The sequence below is a fragment of the Epilithonimonas hispanica genome (genome assembly GCF_003385395.1).
GTDB classification, from domain to species: Bacteria; Bacteroidota; Bacteroidia; order Flavobacteriales; family Weeksellaceae; genus Epilithonimonas; species Epilithonimonas hispanica.
This window is the reverse complement of sequence record NZ_QNUG01000048.1, coordinates 1-19,308: the sequence shown is the minus strand read 5'-3', so window position 1 is coordinate 19,308 and position 19,308 is coordinate 1. Positions and strand designations below refer to the sequence as shown.

Annotated in this window: 15 protein-coding genes; all 15 read right to left on the bottom strand. The window is 29.1% G+C overall.

The annotated features are described in order from the left end of the window. Positions 1 to 94: 94 nt before the first annotated feature. Positions 95 to 3,355 carry a dsDNA nuclease domain-containing protein gene (locus DRF58_RS15725; protein WP_116036784.1) on the bottom strand — a complete coding sequence of 1,087 codons (3,261 nt, stop codon included), beginning with the start codon at positions 3,353 to 3,355 and terminating at the stop codon, positions 95 to 97. A gap of 37 nt (positions 3,356 to 3,392) precedes the next feature. Beyond that, entirely contained in the window at positions 3,393 to 4,994 is a 1,602-nt protein-coding gene (locus DRF58_RS15720) for a hypothetical protein (protein WP_116036783.1), read from the bottom strand. Positions 4,995 to 5,054: 60 nt separating this feature from the next. Further along, positions 5,055 to 6,800, bottom strand: a complete 1,746-nt coding sequence (locus DRF58_RS15715) for an ATP-binding protein (RefSeq protein ID WP_116036781.1) — start codon at positions 6,798 to 6,800, stop codon at positions 5,055 to 5,057. A 9-nt stretch (positions 6,801 to 6,809) separates the two neighbouring features. Further along, the gene (locus DRF58_RS15710) at positions 6,810 to 7,832 is read right to left on the bottom strand and encodes an SIR2 family protein (protein ID WP_116036779.1); all 1,023 of its coding nucleotides are present in this window, start codon (positions 7,830 to 7,832) and stop codon (positions 6,810 to 6,812) included. A gap of 6 nt (positions 7,833 to 7,838) precedes the next feature. Next, complete coding sequence (locus DRF58_RS15705) at positions 7,839 to 9,443, bottom strand: Eco57I restriction-modification methylase domain-containing protein (RefSeq protein ID WP_116036778.1); 1,605 nt, start codon at positions 9,441 to 9,443, stop codon at positions 7,839 to 7,841. Continuing rightward, positions 9,430 to 12,399, bottom strand: a complete 2,970-nt coding sequence (locus DRF58_RS15700) for an Eco57I restriction-modification methylase domain-containing protein (RefSeq protein WP_116036776.1) — start codon at positions 12,397 to 12,399, stop codon at positions 9,430 to 9,432. The genes DRF58_RS15705 and DRF58_RS15700 overlap by 14 nt, the downstream gene beginning before the upstream one ends. Next, a complete protein-coding gene (locus DRF58_RS15695; RefSeq protein WP_116036775.1) occupies positions 12,399 to 12,728 on the bottom strand; it encodes a helix-turn-helix domain-containing protein in 330 nt (109 codons plus the stop codon). Before DRF58_RS15695 ends, DRF58_RS15700 begins: the two co-directional genes overlap by 1 nt. 275 nt (positions 12,729 to 13,003) lie before the next feature. After that, the gene (locus DRF58_RS15685) at positions 13,004 to 13,390 is read right to left on the bottom strand and encodes a hypothetical protein (protein WP_123902431.1); all 387 of its coding nucleotides are present in this window, start codon (positions 13,388 to 13,390) and stop codon (positions 13,004 to 13,006) included. Between the two features lie 115 nt (positions 13,391 to 13,505). Continuing rightward, on the bottom strand, positions 13,506 to 14,450 hold the full coding sequence (locus DRF58_RS15680) for a relaxase/mobilization nuclease domain-containing protein (protein WP_116036770.1): 945 nt from the start codon (positions 14,448 to 14,450) through the stop codon (positions 13,506 to 13,508). A gap of 1 nt (position 14,451) precedes the next feature. Beyond that, positions 14,452 to 14,748: a plasmid mobilization protein gene (locus tag DRF58_RS15675; RefSeq protein ID WP_116036768.1), complete on the bottom strand. Its 297-nt coding sequence runs from the start codon at positions 14,746 to 14,748 to the stop codon at positions 14,452 to 14,454. A 147-nt stretch (positions 14,749 to 14,895) separates the two neighbouring features. Continuing rightward, positions 14,896 to 15,810 (bottom strand): DUF6371 domain-containing protein, encoded by a 915-nt coding sequence (locus DRF58_RS15670; protein WP_116036767.1) that lies wholly within the window; start codon positions 15,808 to 15,810, stop codon positions 14,896 to 14,898. Between the two features lie 213 nt (positions 15,811 to 16,023). Continuing rightward, positions 16,024 to 17,385: a DUF3987 domain-containing protein gene (locus tag DRF58_RS15665; protein ID WP_116036765.1), complete on the bottom strand. Its 1,362-nt coding sequence runs from the start codon at positions 17,383 to 17,385 to the stop codon at positions 16,024 to 16,026. Between the two features lie 96 nt (positions 17,386 to 17,481). Next, on the bottom strand, positions 17,482 to 17,757 hold the full coding sequence (locus DRF58_RS15660) for a helix-turn-helix domain-containing protein (protein WP_168926427.1): 276 nt from the start codon (positions 17,755 to 17,757) through the stop codon (positions 17,482 to 17,484). An 82-nt stretch (positions 17,758 to 17,839) separates the two neighbouring features. Beyond that, entirely contained in the window at positions 17,840 to 18,574 is a 735-nt protein-coding gene (locus DRF58_RS15655; RefSeq protein ID WP_116036764.1) for a hypothetical protein, read from the bottom strand. 15 nt (positions 18,575 to 18,589) lie between these two features. Then, positions 18,590 to 19,141: a tyrosine-type recombinase/integrase gene (locus tag DRF58_RS15650; protein ID WP_262510773.1), complete on the bottom strand. Its 552-nt coding sequence runs from the start codon at positions 19,139 to 19,141 to the stop codon at positions 18,590 to 18,592. Positions 19,142 to 19,308 lie beyond the last annotated feature (167 nt).

The following is a 19,308-nucleotide window of genomic DNA, read 5'->3' as shown; positions in this document are numbered from 1 at the left end:
TCTTCTGTCCCAAAATGAGCCGTAAAACTAAATATATCCATATAATTACCTAAATTACAGTCAAATATAGTGAATTATTCCTAATTACGGATATTCATAATAAATTATTTTCAATATAGTCATCTTTCATCATGTTAAATCTAATATTCATGAATTCTCTTATTGCTTTAAAATTTGGAGTTAGTAATTTTGATTCTAATCCATAAGTAGGTAAAATGAACATGATTCCAATATTGAAATTATCTGTAAATTCTTTTGATTTAAAGGCTTCCACTGGGTATTTTATATAGCAATCCTTTTCATCTAGTATTGAATATTTATGATATGCTTTTTGAAATTCTTCATGGAAATTTTCACCATCTGCTTTGGTGAAAAGGTCTTTTTCAAATACTCTTATTTTATGATTAAGGATAAAATTATGTATGTTTATTAAAATTTGCCAATCTTTCCAACCTTCAGATCTGTACTCATTAATTAAAATGGAAAAATCTGGCTCTCGTTTTAATTCTTCTAACGTTAGGTATATATTTTTCTTAACATTATTATTTCTATTTCTTATAGAGTCCAAACTAAAGGTTTTATCATACTTTTCGCTCAATTTATCTTGCCATTTCATAAATTTATTTTCTTTAGGCAGGTTTAATGATAAATTTTCTTTTTGAAAAAAAGCAGAATTATAAACTAGAAAATCTTCTTTAAAATAGACATCTCTATGCATTTTCTGATATAAATTGACCGAAAGTTGTTTTGAGCTTATATTGCTTTCTCCAAAGAATTTCCAAAACTTTTCTTTAAATTCTATATATGGAAGCAAGCTTATGTTATTTAATAAAGCTAGTAATGACGACACAATAAATGCAGAGTGCATTTTCGTCTTTTCAATATCCTTTTTATCCATATAACAGATAAAGACATCCCATTTTATTACCTCATTAGACTCTATCTGTATTGGTGGTTTATAACTATCATTTAAGATTAATTTTATTTCAATATCAGATTTTAATAAATGAAAATCAATCTCCGATAGGGAAATTTCAGCTAACAAAATTTGAGTGGCAGACAAAAATTCTTCAGCAACTGATAATATTTCAAAAGAGTTATCAAAACTAATTTTCCAAAGACTTCCTAATGCATAAAATTGAATAATTCTTGTATCTCCAACGTCGTTAAGTGGAAAATCATCAATCTGGTATTCAATCCCTTTATGAAATTTTTCATCTGTATTTACTTCTTCTTTAATTTTAGTGAATAAAGGCTTAATAATATCTTCTCCAATATAGTCAAGACGACTTATGTAATTATCTATCATGTAGTTATACTGGATTGAAAGCCTGTTCATTGAATATAGAATAAATGAGGCATAATGAATAGCTTTCATTTCCTGTTCAGCCTCATTTTTATCATAATTAGAATCTAAGCGTAGACTTATATATTTGCTGAAAATATTAATAGCATTAAACCAAGAACCTTGCAAATAATCCGAATAGAAAAGCTGACCAACACTGTTTTCTACTCTTTTTATTAGTTCTTTTTCTGCACTCATTCTAAATGCTGCCAATGCATAATTCTTTGCTGCAAAGTGCATACCAAGTGTATTGTACAGCTGTGAGATATTTAGTAATGCTAAAACAAACCCTTCTATTGTATCCTCTTGAAAATAATTATCCTTTGCCTTGTGAAAAAGATCTAACGCCTTTAGGATATTTCCTAATTTATTAGTTTGTAAATATGAATATGCTCTGTGAACCTGTGATTTTGCCAATCTAACTTTACCCTCTCTCTTTTCAACCAATGGGAATAAACTATCAGAGAACTGTTCCAATTCTTTTATAATAGCTTCATCATCATCCGAAATATTATGATGGATATAAATCTTTAAGTACTTATCTATCCTTTCACTAAATTGAGATAATTTATATAAAAGAGCATCATCAACTAGTTTTAAGATTTCATAATAATATTCTATAAATTCTGTTTTATCTTTGGGTCGGATGCGATTAATTCCCATCAAAAAAAGACCTTTTAATTCTAGCAGTTTACATTTTTCATTAACTTCTTTTTCTAAAACCAACTTTTGACTTATTTTGCGATACAATTGAACAAACCATTTTTTTAATTCATCAATTGAAATATTAACTTTTTTGTTTTCAATTATTGTATATAGTATATTAGTCAGAATATGTGCATTTTCTAAATCATCTGCATCTTTAAAACTATTGATATTATTGTAGTAAAATCTTATGTCTTCCTCATATCCAAAAAGTTCTCCTTTTGGTCTATTTCTTTCATCTAGATTTTCATAATCAACTTCATAAAATTCATTATTTAGGAAAACAATTTCGTAAATAGCCTTTTTTCTGAAATCAACTTCGATATTTGTATTTCGAGAATAATAAATTAAAAAAGGATTCCAAACATTCTTATGCTTGTGCAAATATTTTTTTCTTCGGCAATAGTTGACCAGATCTAAAACCTCAAAAAACTCTCCTATCCTAAATTCCGTTGGCGCATCAATACCTTTATAATATTCAAACTTTGATGAATACCACTTATCATCGGAAGTCCCAATATTTAAAATTATTTTCTCTAAATCTCCATTTGTTAATTTTCTGTTTTCTTCATTTTCTTGTGACGTACGGGTAAATACATGTTCCAATAAAACTCCAAAAATTTGAATATCATCATTACTCACATTTTCAAAATCAAGTTGAGAAATAAGAGTTTCGATATTTTTTTTAATATTCGAAAATTCTATATCTGGAGCTACACCAATAAATTTCCATTTGATTTGTTTAGTGAAGCTTTTCCAAAAATTATCATCTAAACTTTCAAAAATTGCATATGCTTCTGCATTAGCTTCATTATTTTTTAAGTTGCTATTTTGTTTTTCAATATAATCAGTAACAATTTCTTTTACTTTTTCTGAAAACCTACTAAGCTTCTCTTCATCTAAATTATGCTGGTATTCAACCCATTCTTGCAATAATTCTGCATCATTATCTGAATACTTTGCAGCTACGTTTGTATTCGTTTCAAATATAAATTCTTTTGTAAAATCATTATAATCAGATTTAATAAATAATATAAAGAAATGTGAAATACACTTTTTTATTTCATCACTACTAAATGAAAAATTACTTGAATAAAGCTTTATTTGTCTAAATTTTAAATCTTTACCATAATTATTTTTTTGAAAAATATCTTCTTCAAACTCGCAATATATATCATCGGACTTATTTTCTAAATAATTTTTAACCCAAGTCTCTAAAGTTTTTAAAGTTTGATAATTATAGCCTCTCTGTGAACTAACAGCATCTGTATTTTTAGAAAATAGAAAAAGTTTATTTAAGTTCATAAATCAATATCAATTTTGAAATTCTATTTAGGGCGAATCAGTATTCAAGTTGAGTAGAAATATTTTTCAGAATATTTATTGCATCTTTTAACAGTGCTTTGAAAATTCCTTTTTCATCTGAATTTTCAAAACCTAAACTTAAAAGAAACTTTTTGTAATCTGAATTCTTACGATGTGCAGAACCAGTTGATCGTAATTTTTGCAATGTTTTATAAAAGGCAATGATTTTTTCGAAGTTTTTTAAGTTATTAATTTCAAGAAATATTTCTAGTTTTTCAATAGATCTTAATTCTTTCTGTTCTGAAGTAAGAAACGTATTGATAGACTTAACATTTAAATAGTCAATTAAAACTTTACACAAATTTAGAATCAGAACATCTAATTCAGCGGCTTCATTTTTTAATGGAAGTCGTAGTGTTTTGAAACAATGAACATCATTTTCATCAAATTCAGAAAACAAATTAAACCCAAATTTTTTCAGAAATAACTTATTTACTCTGATATATTCATTCTTAAACTTTAAATCTTCAATCTCGGGATCATAGTAAGACGATAAAAAATCTATATTAAATCTACGTTTGTCAACTTCTGATTGAGGCTCAATATTAAAGCTTTTCCAATATAGTTGTTCAAAATGAGGCAACATTTTTAAATCTCCTAAATAAGCACTAACAAATTCATAATTATTATTGTCTAGATATAATCTCCAAGAACCCTTCATATATAGAGAGCCATCTTCTATAGTGTATGTATTAGGACTGTTGTAATATTTTAGCAGAACTTCTCTTTTAAAAAAAATGGATGTATAGTATCCATATTTTGTTTCTTCAAATTCGCTTTTGTTACAACTTTCGTATATAAAATCCCCATTTTCGTTATTGACATCTACAATGAAATCTTCACATGTACCAGAATTTAATCTTTCATAGTCTGTTTGTATATTGTGACTTTCGTAACCAACGAGGATGGCTTTAGCTAATAATCTAGAATCTGAATTGCATCTATCCATAGACGAGTAATCCTTAAAACAAATATTAAAATTATAAAGTTGAGCAAACTCATCAAATAGCATACTCTCATTCAAATTCTGTTCGCTTAAAGTTCTATCAGATTCTCTGAAATAGTCCATCTGAAAACCTAACACTAATTTCTTTGCAAATAAAAATTGTCTAAGAAAATGAGTTTTTACTTTAATTTCTATATTATCTTTATGTCTGACAATTTTAACAACCTCATTTTGTTCGGAGGTAATATCCACACTAATATAGCTATTGTTCTTATTGTCAAAATAAAGATTGAAGAATTGCAAAAATTCTTCAACAATTTCAAATTTTGTTGGGAAAATATTATTGTAAAATTGCTGATATATTATTGGCTCATATTCTGATTCTATGCCCCATCTATAATATTCTGGGTCTTTTTCAGAATAATGAGCATAATCTGGTCTTAAATTAGTAATATTCAAACTCCAAGAAGCATGCTCTACAAATTCATCAATTAATTTTTCAGGAAATAGAACACAAAACAAGTACTCTCGAGATCCATTTTCTTCCCAGTGTTTATAAATGGTTGTCCAAGTTGACTTTCTTTTGTCAGATTTTATCCAACTGACAATATCTTTAAAGTAAAAATCAAGCATTTTTTGTTTTTTTATTATAGTAAAAAATAATAAGTGTGATGATATTTCACAGAGTGTTTTTTATGTTTTTGATTGTTTCCTTAACCCAGCGACGGCTGTTGGTATATCTTGCAAAGCATCTTTATTACTCCATTCTTTCCAAAATTGTACAGTAGCACTTTGAGGTTTTATTGTTGGCTTGTCAATAATTACTCTTGTTGGGAGAAGTGAAGCATCGCCAACAATTAATGCTTCACCAATATCAAGAATTGGTAAAACATCAGTAAGTCCTGCTAAATTATCAGGTAGAAGTTTTTTGATGACTGCTTGGTCTTCAGCATTTGAAAGTCGTAATGAAATAAAATTATTACACTGACTTAAAACCGTTCTGTTTACCTCGGCAGGTCTTTGACTAATAACAGTAAGACTAACACCATATTTTCGCCCTTCTTTTGCTATACGTTCAAAATTTTTCAACCCTAGTTCTGCTGCCGCATCTTGATTTGTTCTTTCTGGAATATAAAGATGAGCTTCATCGCATAAAAGGCAAATAGGATGCCTTTTATCGGTTGCAGTCCATTGTTGAACTGTAAATACAATTCTTGCGACTAAACCGATTACAAGAGGTAAAACATCTGAAGGAACTTCTGAAAAATCAATAACTTTTATACCTGCATTGTTTGAATTTGTAGTTGAACCTTGCATTAAAGCATTGCAAAGTTTGTCCATCCAATCAATGTGTAGTTCATCTTCTGATATTTGAAACATAAATCCTAAACGCTTATCTTGGCTTTTCGCTTCTAATCGTTGAATAAATCGAGTTAATTTCCCATTAAATGGACCTTGTTTGTCTCCTCTTGAGCCAGCAACCATTTCTTCGTCAAGCCGACTTATTTCTGTTATAACGTTTTCGATTTTATATGGAATAGGACTATCAATAGTTATGCTTCCTTTAAATTTAGTATCTCCAATTGAAGTTAGATGATTTTCTTTTTCATTAAATACCGTCTTAGAGAAAATCATAGCCTGATTAGGTGCATTACTATCACTTCTATCAAGCAACATTGCCAACATTTCCTCATAGGTTAATAACCAATAAGGTAACATTAAAGCATTGTTTTCAAGATTGCCTGTTTTACCTAAATCTGAAGGATTTGCAATTCTAAAATGTTGTATTCCATCCGCTTTGAAATCTGTGCCACTATATTCTCCGTGAATATCAAAAAGAATACAATTAGCCATAGGAAGTTTCGCAATCTGCTCAACCAATTTTGCTACACACCAAGATTTACCCGAACCTGTACTGCCAACAATAACAGCATGTCTTTGAAAAAGTTTATCTCCATCTAAAAATGCTTCTGCATTTTCATCAATAGAGTATTTACCGATTGATAACGGAATTTCATAATTTGATTGTGTCGAAATCGTTTGCATAAACTTGGTAATATTTTCACCATCAATAGGGAAACAAGGTGCTTCAATTTCAGGAACTGTATCGAGTGTTCTTTTGAATACATTTTCAAATTCTCCATGTTTATCAATCATGGTTCCTATCAAATTTACTCGTATAATATTTTCTGTAAGTAGAAAACCACCAAGTCCTAAATCCTCACTTACGGAATTGTTGTCATCCGTAACTTTTCTAGTAATCCTATTAATAATTCCAATCAAATGTTGTCCTGCCTTTGAACTTTTTACTGCAACCAAATGATTTACCTGAAGTTTTCTTAATTTTTCAAGTTCTTCTACTTTAACGATGATTGTAGATGTATCTACACTAAACACTGTACCGATTGATGCTGTTTCTTCAAATTTAAATATTGCCATGGTTGAGATTTATGAGATGATTAATTTTAAATATTCGCCTAATGACCAATAATTAACGTTAGGGATTATATGTTCGCCAAAACTTGAAGAATATACTTTGGTATCAGTTCCATTTATTTCTTCCATTAAAATATATTGTTTGCAATTACCTGTAAGAATTGCCTGTTTTGTTTTAGGTGTCAATTCTTTTGTTAGAACAATAATTGGTTTGGATTTTATTTGTTCAATCAGTTTCGGTTGTACATGAATATCATTAAAACCATAACCAATACATAAAAATCCATTCGCTGTTTCTATTTCATTGTCAGCTTGGGCAAAAATTGTTCGATATGGCTCGTTATGTGTTTCAAAATATTTGCTAAGACCAGGCGTTACAATTGAAGGTTTGTTATTACAAGGAACCGAATGTCTCAAAGGAAGCTGTATGTTTTCATCATTCATCGTCTTAAACCAATCTAAAGAACCGTGAACCTTCCAAATATTTACTTGACCACTATAACCTTTTATAGAAGAGAGAGGGTTTTGATGAATAGCATTTGAAAAATGTCCAATATAATTTTGCGCATATCCTGTGCATATTATTGCTTTTGCAAAGCTTGCTGCATATTCTGCTAATCTGTCGTAATTAGTTGTAACAATTGTTAGTTTTTTACTAGCGGTTGAAAGTAAATGTTCAGTCAATTTAGCCAATGGAAAATTTTCAGTTGTTTCTAAAAATTGTTCGTAAGCTTCAAAATCCGATTTATTAACCAATTCCCAAGTTTTACAAACTATTTCATTCAACACATTATCTCTTAATTGTAACTCAGAAAGGGTTGCTTCTAAATCTCCATTAGCATCAAAAGATGTTTTGAATTTTTCAAATTGCTCTTGGTCGTCAGAGTTTGTAAAAGCAATTGAATTTTTAATATGTTCACCTAGTGCCCACATAGACGGAAGCTTAAATGGAACGGATGCTCCGCTCCCCAATACAATTAAAGGAACTCGATTTGTCCAATCTTGAAGCTGTTTTAATAATGCGTCAGTGTCCATATATTATTAATTTCTATTTAATCTTCTTTTTGACAATTTTTTCCAAATTTTATCAGCCATTGCAACATCATCTGTAGAAAAATTATATTTTTCAATTAAAATCTTCTTATTAGTAATTTCAAGAATTTCATCAATACTTTTATTAGATCTGATCATCTCGTCTATTATTACCACAAGTTCCTCATTAGAATCGTGATAAGGAAGCATTATGTTTTCAACTTCACTCGGCATCAGTTCTAATACACCACCACCGTGACTTCTACCTGAAATTTCTGCAAAAGCAAATGATAGTGAGTTATAATAACTTGCGACAAAGGCATTAAGATTTACATTTTTATTAATATTTACCCTGTGCATTGTATCTGTAGTATATGCTTGTGCTTCGTTTATTATTAATTTTGGATAAAGATGATTCCTTCTAATAAAAAGTGCGTCAGACAATTTTTGAGAGGGAACGATTTGCCATTCCTCACGGATTCTACACTTATACCCTTTGTTAATTTCTTGTTCTTCTCCAAACCCAATGTAATCTCTTGCCCCTAATGAGCCATTTAAATCTTTCATTTTTGGAAAAGTGAGCAAGTGAGTTCTTGCTTCTCCGATTCTATTTTTTTTCCAATCATTTTCTGTGAATATCAAACTTGGCACTTGTACACTCCTTCCTACAAGTGGTTTTGCATACTCTTCTAAATCATAAAACTGAACCGTAGATAAGGGAACTGTAAAAAATGGATTTGCTCCTGTTGTTATTCCTACTTCTACTTTTGCATATTTACCAAGTTTTGGAACCAATTGATTTTTTTGAAGCTTTTCTAAAAAATCAATTTCATTTTGATCAAGAAAATAAAATGTCCATTTGTTGGATTTGAAATCTATCTTTTTTTGAGGATTTTTCAGTTTTAAAATATCTATGTTTTTTAAATCATTCGCATCTTTAACTTCAAGATGTTCTATTTTGTGAAAATCTGTCCCATCTTTTTCGCAAAGAAGCAAAACTACCTCTTGCTGAATTTCAGGAAAAACTAATTTTTCAAATGATACAATATTAATTTTATTATAAAAATGGGATAAAAACTCTCTTAATTGTTGAGCATAGGAAACTTGAAGGACTTCTGCAGGTAATACAAAAGCAATTTTCCCTTTCTCTTTTAATAATTGACTAGACCCAACTACAAATGAAACCCAAGCATTTGTTAGTTTTGAATATTTCAGTTTCGACTTTGAAAAAATCTCTTCTGCAAGCTCTTGTTGCTCTTTGCTAAAATATTGATACCTTATATAGGGCGGATTACCTATTACTAAATCAAATTTAGAATCAGTATTAAGACAAAATCTATGAAAATCATCATTAATTAAATTTGAATTTTCTAAACCAATTGATTCTGCTTTCAGAAATTCATCATCATCAAATTCAACTGCTGTAATAGAATTATAGGAAATTTCATTATCTCTAATTGACTTCAAAAACACACCATCACCACAGCTAGGTTCAAGAATATCCAAAGATTTATTACCATTTATTGCCCATTTTAGCATAAAATCGGCTATCAGTTTAGGTGTATAAAATCCACCTCTTAGCTTGTCTTTTGTAGCTTCATTAATCAGTTGCATAAATGTCAGTTATTTGAGGAATCAGATGGTCATCTTCTCCCAGGTTAAACAATTCTTTTAGTAAAATATCCAATTCATTTTTTCTTTGTTCAAACTCCCTTCTTAATGGAACCAGAATTCTATTATTACCGACATTGCTATCGATTCTACCTTGTAAATCAATTAAATATTGTTGTTTATCAGAAATATTGTTATGAAGAATTCTATCAATATCATCATCAAATTTTATTTTTCTAATTGGCAGTCTCTTCAAAACTTTTGTTCCTCTCGCAATGTAACCACCTCTGAAAATTTCACCATAAATTGATGCAAACCATTCTCCGTATTTAGAATTTAATAGCGCTTGTATGTAAAATATTGAATAAGGGGAATTTTCAGATAATGTTATCATACAATACCCAGCTGTTCCTCCAGAGGAAATAAATGTCCTTTGATTATCTACAGCGTACTTATTTCCTTGAGAAAGAACTCCAACAATAATTTTTACTGGAACATCACATTTATCCAAACTCTGATGTCTTCCGTAACGATACCATTCATTTTCGTTTTCGGGAACTGGTTTTAAGTCCCTTTCTTCTAATAACGATTTGTAATGGTTTAAGTATCTAAAAGTTTCGGGATAATTAGTTTGCAAGGTATTAATATCAACAAAATTAATTCGTCCATTATCATTTCGATAAGGATAGATTACAAAAGAATTAGGCTTTAGGAATCTGTATGTATTTAGATTATCTATTCCAGAAGTAGTTTTAAAGTAAGGTCTTGTTAATTCTTTTTCAACTTTCCATTCTGTTTCATCTAAATTAAAATAAAAATAATTTTCATCCTCATTAGAAACATAATGCACATAAATTCTATTGTTACTAGTCTGAATTCCATTGTAAATGTTTTCATTTCCAATAAGATTACCTAATTCCTCACTTTGAATTTTAATTGAATTAAAAACTGTTCTTAAATTATTTGGAAGCAATTCCCAAGTATCTTCATTTAAATTAGAAAAATTAATTGAACTATAATCAATTTCATGATTTTTCGTTTTCCAATCGTTTAAATTTCGAACTTCATAATACTGCAAAGATTCTCTTTCAATTTTATTGAGTATTAATAAGCAAGTATAAGTTGATTTATCTTGAAATAACTGATTTGCCCCAAAAGAAACTATCTTTTCAACAATTTTCTCCTCTGAGAGTAGCTCTCTTAATTTTTTACCTGCACCTAATTTTGAGAATTTACTTGGTATAATAAATCCTAAATAACCATTTGGTTTCAATAGGTTAATTGCTCTTTCAATAAATAAGAAATATTTATCAAATTGTTTGTACGAAGTGGCATACAAGCTTTTATATAACGGTAATTCTGTAGGTGTAAATTTTTTTATGTGTTCAGTAGCAAGATACGGTGGATTACCAACTATTACATCATACTTTACATCACCAAAATCAAAAGGATTTATTAATTCTCTATTTTCTACATCTGTTTGATCTGTTGAAATAAGACTATTTCCAAAATAAATATTATCAACCAACGAGGGAAGAGCCGGAATAGGAATACTTGCTCTATCTTCATTTTCTAATAATTTCAGCAACAAACCAAACTTACAAGCTTCGACAGCATTAAAATCTTTATCTACTCCAAAAATACACTGAAGTAAAACTTGCTTTTTAACTTCAAATTTCAGTTTATAATTATTTATTCCAATTTGAATAATTTTTGTAGTATCACTTTCAATATATAAATCGGTTAAAATATCTTGAAGCAATTGAAAAGTTTCAAGTAAAAACGCACCTGATCCACAAGCAATATCTGCAAATTTTGAATTTAATATTTCCTCAGCTGATTTCCCCTCACAATATTTCTGAATAGTTTCAGCAAGTATATCTCTCACAATAAATGTAGGAGTTGTTACTACATCTCTATCCTCATTTTCAGGTTTCTTTTTTAGAACAATGGTGCTATTTTGAATCTTCAATTGGTCTCCCAAGAATATTTCATAGATATGACCTAAAATATCAGAAGAAAGTACTGCAAAAGAATACGAGCTTTCAGGAAAATACAATTGCTTAATAATTTGCCAGAAAGCATCACTTTCATTGGATATAATTTCATCACTCAACGGCTGACTAAACAATCCTGCATTATATTTTGAATCTGCATTTCTAAACACTTGAATCAATGCTTCAAAACTTTCATTATCAGCCAAATTGAAGAGTGTTTTATAAATTTCAATATTTCTATCTTCACAAACTCTAAGAAAAACTATCCCATTGATGTAACTTTGGACGATGTCATTTAATTGAAACTCATTAATTTCAGGATTTTTTAAATAAATTTCATTGCCAAGCCATAATCTCCAATCATTAATTTGTTTAATAAATAAATCATCAATATTAAACTTCTGAATTTGATTCTCGATATTTCCCCATTCTGCATCAAATTCCCCAGAATAGACAGATTCTTTACCTATCAAAGATTTTATTTCCTCGAATTTTTCTTCAAAGTCTTTGTAGTGGTATAATTTCAATCTTCCTTTTTGTACATTATCCAATTCCTCGACCACTTGTGAACAATCATATATTGCTAAATATTCAAAATTTGTAAGTACAGATATTTTCAATTTTGCAGTAAAACCATATCTTCTTACTTGTTTTGCTGGCTCAGAATCTATTTCAATTTTTACAGAAGGTTTCTTTGCTTCAACAAAGAACTTTCTATCCGCAAATAGTCGAAAGGTATAATCTGGTTTTTTTGTGTTTTCATTTGATTCCCCTCTAAGACCTTCCTCAACTAGAACTTCTCTTTCGTTTGTTGGCTTGCCTTGTTCGTTAATAATATCCCAACCCAATAATTTGAATAAAGGGTCAAGAAAATCAGTACGAAGTTGAGTTTCATTGTAAGCACTGCTAATAAATCTAGTCCTTTCAGCCTCAAATCTATTTACTAAATCATTTATTCCCATTAGTCAAACTTTAAGTTTCCTTGTTGAAAGTTTTTACTTTTCAAATATTTAATTTTCTCTTCTGCTACTTTCAGAATTTCAGAACTATTATTTTCATAAATCAAAGATTCTGCAACCGTATCACTTAGTAGGGTCAGCAATAATTTGTTTTCTGAAATATTGAGAATCTGAGATAATAATGGAATTATTTCTTTGTTAGCATTACGTTCACCTCGTTCTATTTTACTCAAAGTCGAAGCATCTATATCAACAAAAGCAGCAACTTTTCGAAGTGGCATTCCTTCTTTTTCTCTTAATTCTCTAATAAATTCACCAAATGATTTTTTCATTTTTGAAGGTTTTAGTCTTGAAAATATTTTCAGGACGATATTTGTCCAAATATAAGAATTTTTATTTAATCACTTGAAGTTATTTTTATATTTTTTGAATAATATATTATATCTTCCATCATCTTTATTTTTCAGTGAGTATGACATGATTTCCTCACTAAATTCGTTTAAAAAATTGTTGTTGCTGTTGTTGTATTCTGTTGAAATGTGGGAAAATTTGATGGCTTTAGCTTTGGCATTTTTCCACATTTCAATAGAATTTTTTCTTCATTATTCTAATTTTGGTGAGGCTTCTTTTGTTTTTGTTCAAGCCAATTTTTATATTTTTCGGTAAGTTTTTTTTCTTTTAGATAAGCCTCTCTCTGTAATGCTTCTTTTGAATAGAATTTGAGTTCTTTTTCTGCATATTTTTTTTCTTGGTATTGATTAATTCCAAATGAAAGAAAAGCAGTACACAAACAAAAAAGAATGGTCAAAGCACCGTAAAAATACAATTGATATTTTACCTCTTTTTTAGCAGATGTTTTTATTTTCTCATTATGTTCTTTAGAAATTCTCGCTAATTCGTCTCTGTGTTTCTCAAATGATTTTGAGTTTTCTAGTATTACTTTTTCAAGTGGTTCAAATTCAATTTTAAGAGATGAATTTTTAATCTCTTCCAATTTTTTATCAAGAGTGGAGATTATTTCTTTATTCAAGTCGAATTTTAGATTTACTTCATCAAGCTTCTCATTGAAAACCTCCATTAAATCTTGTGTTTTTACTTTCTGTGCCATTTTATCTACTGAATTTAGTGTTATATTTTATTTCTTTTTCGTTGTTATCTATTGAAATTTTGTTTGATATAGAAATATTAGAATCTACCTCTTTACTTTTTTTCTTTTCTAAAGCAAATTGTAATTCCTGTTGGTATTTCTGGGTATTAATTATATTTAATTTCTGCATTGAAATATTCAAATCGGTGTTTTCGTGCTGAAAAAATAATCCAGAATCCAGTAAGTTTTTCAATCCCATATTTCGGTGAACATCACTGGCTTTCATTTCGGTTTGATTTTCCATATTTCTCACCCGAAAACCTTGCAATTCACCTTGTTTATTAATTGTTGGAATAAATTTTACATTTTGTTTCAGCATTTCCGATAAATATTTTTCCATCGTCAATGGTTTAGATTCCATCACGTTCAAATGTTTTTGATAGATTTCTTTTCTTAAATTTTTAGAATCAGATTTTACGTCTTCTGATGCTTTTATTTTATCAATTCTCATTTGTTTTGCTGAAATCAATCCATTTTTTTCTGCAATTCTGTGAGCAGACCATTGTGCTTTTTTCCCGATATGATGATCTTGGAATAATTTCCCATTTTCATCTACTCTGTTTAAAAGAATATGAATATGCTGATGTCGTTTCTCTGTATGCAAAAAAGCGATGAATTGAGATTTTTCGGTGTCGATTTCTAATTCTTTCAAAAATTCCATTGTAAGGATTTGTAGTTGTTTTTGACTTAAATTTTCGCCGTCATCTACGTGAGGAGAAAGTACCATCGAAATCAATTTATTGGTTGCTTTTTGATTCAAATTTTGTAAAATTTTCATTTCTTGAAAAAGTTCAATTGGGGTTTCTCCACATAGATTATTTCGTAATAATTCGATTCCTTTTTCATCATCAACTACATAATTAAAAAGTGAAAAACCACCGACACAAGATTTTGCTTTTCCTATCATTTTATTTCAATTTTTCTAAATGTTTTTTAATTAATCTTGAAGTTTCGAGGGTTTCTTTTTTCATTCCTGTAACATCTCCAAGTTTAAATAAATTTGAAATTCTGCGAAAATTATCGGCATATTTTGATAGGTTTTTATAGCATTCAATTTCATCATCTGTCAATGTATTTTTGAGTTCTAATTCTAAGGAAAGTCTTCGTAAAAACTCTGACATAGAAAGCCCAGTTTTTAATATTTTTATTTGGATGATTTGATGTTCAAGGGAAGAAACCCGAAACCGTAAAATTTTGTTTTTCATAATTATTTGACTTGTTTTTTATTTTAAAATTGTGAAGCAATTTTTCCTTTTTTGACCATCGGGAGAAAAAGCGAGATGCCAATAAGATGCAAGTTCGGAACGAATTTGTAGCTCTATTGGCACATCTCGATATAAAACCCGTTTTATTCAATCTCTATTTATTTCTTTCATGAAGAAATCTGCAATGTCAATTCCATAAGTTTTTTGTGCCGAGTTTGCTTCTTTTTCAAGCAAATCTGATACGTAAATATCAAATCCTAATCTGTTAAATTCAGTTGCTTTTCTTTTCCATTCTTGATAGGTTGTTGAGCCATTTTTTTGAATTTCACAATCTGGATATGCGATGATTTTTCGGTGTTTTATTGGTTCTAATTTTGTCAATTTAAATTCGCCTTTTGCTCCACAAGACAGCCATAAAAAATCTGGAAATATTACGCTCATAATGCAAGCTGTTTTTTCAGATTCAACCAAAGCAATTATGCTTATTTTTTCTTCTTGTGTTAAATGCAATCCAAACAAACATTGCGATAAATTAAAATCTGAAATTTCATTTTTCTTTTTTAAAATTTGATGCATCCATGTAATATTTTTTGTTCTTTTTCCTGTTTCAAAATATTGGATTACTTTTCCTGCTCTCACTTTTTTTTGCTCATCAATTTGCCAGAAAACTGTTCCATAATTAAATTCGGAAAGCGTTCCGATTTTATATTTTTCCCGAATAGAATTTGCTATTGAAGTTCCAAAAAGGGAACTTAAATATTTCAAAAAATTATTTTCATTTTTCATTGAAAATTCCACCAAACCATTTTTATGAAACGAAGGAAAAAAATCATGAGTTGAAAAATTTAAAACCTTGGAATTTGTACAATTTTGAAAACCATCTTTTGATGGATGATAAAAAAATCCACACTTTGATTCTCTATCACATCTTCCGTAATTTTCCATGAGCTCTCCTGTCTCAGAATCAATGAAAATTACCAAAGAAAATTTTCCACAATTGGGACATTTATATTTCTTTGAACTTGAATCCAAAATAAAACGGTATTTATTTACTCTCTGCATTATTTACATTTTTTGCACTTTCCTTTATTCATAGGTGATTAAAGCCTGTTTTTGACTGCACTTTCTTTGCATTTTCTGCACTTTCTAAAAGAATTTACTTGCACTTCTTACCCTTTCTTGCATTTTCAAAAATTATTAAATATTTGACATTCAATACTTTATAACCCAAAATGCAATAATGCAAGAAGTGCACTATCAAATCTATTGAAGAATCTAAAAAACTTGCTTTTCATAAATTCCGTGCGCTATTTTTTTAAAGAGTTTTTCATCTTTTAGGAAATTTTTAAAACTTCTAATTTTCATCAAATCTTCTTTTAAAATTATTTCAATTCCTTCTCCAGTTTTGAATTGTTGCGGAAGTTTGTCGAATACATTTTTTTGAATTTCGGTAAGTGAATCATAGTAGGAATTATCAATAATTTCAAAAACACGAACTGCATTTTCAAAAAAATAATCTCTTAATTTAATTGCAGATTTTAAAGTTTTTAAGGAGATCGAGTGGAGTTTTTCATCATTGCAAATAGCGTGAATCACTTCTAAAAGAATCGAAAACCTCAAAACATATTGCTGTAGTTTTACAGATATTCCTCGCTGATATTCAAATTCAAAATCATTTTTTTGAGTGTTCTGCCATTTGTACAAATAATTTTTTGCTTCGGACTCAAATTCAAGTATTTTTTCTGAATTTTCAGCAAGTTGAAAAGTGTTCTCGATGAATTCCGAATACCATTCGATATATTTTTCATCTAAATCCTTATCATGCCATTTATTGTCCACATATTTATGTGGTAAAACAAAAAGAAGCCGATCAATAAAACCATTTTTTAATTTATTTGAGTGAAAAACACTCGACAAAATCGCTTCTTGCATCGTTCCAATAATATCCACTTTCGTATTATCAACTCGCATTTCTTCGCCAGAAATTCTGTTTTTAATGATTGGTTTTCCGCTCCATGCTGACAAATAAGATTCTTCTTCGCTTCCTTTTCGATATTGGTTGAAGGAATTAAAGAAACCTGCAATTTCATCGGTGTACAAACCAATTCCTCTTGGATTGAAGTAATGTGCTTTTACAAATGCTTCTGGTGTAAAATCATTTAAAAGTAATTGTCGAAGAATTGGAATCGTCGATTTTGATTTTTCTTCTGCTGGTAATTGTTCATATTCTTTTTTCTTTAGGATATATTGTTCAAAATTTTCCTTATCTAATTTCATTAAAGGATGAAGACAGAATGAAACCGAATGGCTTTTTACATCTCCTGTTCTACCAACAAGAACCATATATAAATTAGATTTTTCGAGCCAACTGTTTTTTACTTTCAGTTGAATTTTGTTTCCAATTGAAACCGAAACTGCATATAGAATTGAAGCAGATGAATAATCTGGAGAAAAATTCAATGTAGATTCTAATTCATATATTAGTTTTTGCATTACTTGTGGAAATATACTTGTTGGAAATATGTTTTTGCCTGAAACAAGCCTGAAATCTTCTTTTAGTCCGTTGAGAATATTAGTTGATTCAGATTGACATTCTCTGTCTGAAATTTCAGACAACATTATTGCTTTATCATTCATAAATTGTTGATTATTCTGAAATATAAGCCTCTTTCGAAATCATATTTCTAGGTTAAAATTAAAACCCAAATGCACCACAAGTCGTAATTGTGGTGCTTATCTTTTATATTTGAGTGATTTTACGTCTTTTAAAGCTGCCATCAAATCAAGATGGTTGATTCTATAAAATCTCCCTAATTGCTCAGCTTTGATGTTGCCTTTCAGAACGTGTGAACGCACTGTTTGATAATCAACTTTAAGAATTTCTGACGCTTCTTTGAATGAGTAGAATTTTTTCTTGAGCTCTAGTTCTGGCTCTTTTTGAATTAAATGTAATAATTGTTTAACTTCCCCTAATTCATCTAGGATTGTTTGGAATGGATTTGTTTGCATTATTTCTTGTATTAGAATTTCTGCAAGCAAAATTGTATTATTGGAATAATTAATTATGCAATTTTAGTCAATTGCGTAAAGTTTAATACTTGATATTAAACAGTTTAGATAATTCTTGATAGATAATTTCCTCAAAATCATTGGGTTTAACAATAATAGCTCTTGAGAATGTTCCTTTGTCAAAATTGGTATTGTATTCATTTTCCATCGCCTCAATAATTGTGGTGTCTTGAAAATCTGGATTAATTATATGATTGTCTTTTAAGAACCTGTGAATTCTAATGAATGAAGATTTCTGATCTACAATTAGATTCTGATTTTCATCGATAAATTTTTTGCCTTTCAAAAAAGCAACGAAAATTTTTGAACTGTCTTCTCCTATCATAATATCTGATAATCGGATTTCTCTTTTTATTTTGCTTTCTAAGGCAAAATATAAAAAAAGTGTAGTTTCAGCACCATTCAGAAAATTTTCCTGCAACTTCATTAAGTTACTTGAACTTAAATGTTTTGATGATTCTTTCTTGTATTGGTCTAAACAATATTTAATCTTTTCTTCAAAATTGTGATTTCTAGATGCATCGATGTCTTTGAAGTGAAAACTGAAAAAGTTATCCAATTTTTCATATTGAATCAGAAACTCGTTTTTCATCTTTTCGGTGAGAATAATTTGTTTGGCTTTATGTTTGGCTTGGTCAATTCTTTTAGACAACATTTTTTGAATTTTTTCTCCCTTAATCCAATAATAAATCATCATAGGATAACCTACAAATTCTTCCCAAAAATTCCATCGTCCATAAAGTTTCTTTTGATCCATAATCTAAATTAATGATTATTTAAAAACTTCGTTCATATAATTTATTTTGTCGTCCTCACTTGGTCTGTAATAAGCATTGAAGACTTCTAAACTCGTGTGTCCAGTGTAACTCATAATCACTTTGTCCGGCACTCGTTTGTTTTTCATAATTGTAATAAAACTTCTTCGTGCGGTATGCGAGGAAATCCTTTTGTAAAACTCTGAATTTATTTCTACCAATTGATCACCATACTTCATTGTTTTCTTGATTTCATCTGTAAATTTCAATTCTTTGAAAACCTCTTTGATATATTCGTTCATCTTTTGATTACTAATATTAGGAAGCGAATATTCATATTTTTCCAGAATTGATTTAGAGATATTATTTAATGGAATTGCGAGATTTTTGGACTTGCTTTTTAAATCAATCACTCTTATAAAATCTCCCTGTACATCATTTTTTGAAATAGTACTGTAGTTACCGAAGCGCATTCCTGTTACACAGCCAAACACAAACAAATCCCTTATTCTTTCATATTTCTTCTTTTCAGAAAAATCGTGAGCGTAAATTTTTTCAACTTGCTCAATGTTCAGCGCTATTTCATCGGTTCTAAATTTAGGTGGTTTTTTGAAATTTACAAAACTGTTATTAAAACTACCCGTAGTGCATTATAAAAAAGGTTACTCATAATACGAAAATTTCGTATATTGTATTGACTACCAATCTAATACATTATGAATAACCTAGATGCAAT

What these genes read in the sequence shown, in the direction of transcription:
- DRF58_RS15725 (WP_116036784.1), bottom strand. Translation starts at nt 3,355, where the DNA reads ATGAACTTAAATAAACTTTTTCTATTTTCTAAAAATACAGATGCTGTT.
- DRF58_RS15720 (WP_116036783.1), bottom strand. Translation starts at nt 4,994, where the DNA reads ATGCTTGATTTTTACTTTAAAGATATTGTCAGTTGGATAAAATCTGAC.
- DRF58_RS15715 (WP_116036781.1), bottom strand. Translation starts at nt 6,800, where the DNA reads ATGGCAATATTTAAATTTGAAGAAACAGCATCAATCGGTACAGTGTTT.
- DRF58_RS15710 (WP_116036779.1), bottom strand. Translation starts at nt 7,832, where the DNA reads ATGGACACTGACGCATTATTAAAACAGCTTCAAGATTGGACAAATCGA.
- DRF58_RS15705 (WP_116036778.1), bottom strand. Translation starts at nt 9,443, where the DNA reads ATGCAACTGATTAATGAAGCTACAAAAGACAAGCTAAGAGGTGGATTT.
- DRF58_RS15700 (WP_116036776.1), bottom strand. Translation starts at nt 12,399, where the DNA reads ATGGGAATAAATGATTTAGTAAATAGATTTGAGGCTGAAAGGACTAGA.
- DRF58_RS15695 (WP_116036775.1), bottom strand. Translation starts at nt 12,728, where the DNA reads ATGAAAAAATCATTTGGTGAATTTATTAGAGAATTAAGAGAAAAAGAA.
- DRF58_RS15680 (WP_116036770.1), bottom strand. Translation starts at nt 14,450, where the DNA reads ATGATAGGAAAAGCAAAATCTTGTGTCGGTGGTTTTTCACTTTTTAAT.
- DRF58_RS15675 (WP_116036768.1), bottom strand. Translation starts at nt 14,748, where the DNA reads ATGAAAAACAAAATTTTACGGTTTCGGGTTTCTTCCCTTGAACATCAA.
- DRF58_RS15670 (WP_116036767.1), bottom strand. Translation starts at nt 15,810, where the DNA reads ATGCAGAGAGTAAATAAATACCGTTTTATTTTGGATTCAAGTTCAAAG.
- DRF58_RS15665 (WP_116036765.1), bottom strand. Translation starts at nt 17,385, where the DNA reads ATGAATGATAAAGCAATAATGTTGTCTGAAATTTCAGACAGAGAATGT.
- DRF58_RS15660 (WP_168926427.1), bottom strand. Translation starts at nt 17,757, where the DNA reads ATGCAAACAAATCCATTCCAAACAATCCTAGATGAATTAGGGGAAGTT.
- DRF58_RS15655 (WP_116036764.1), bottom strand. Translation starts at nt 18,574, where the DNA reads ATGGATCAAAAGAAACTTTATGGACGATGGAATTTTTGGGAAGAATTT.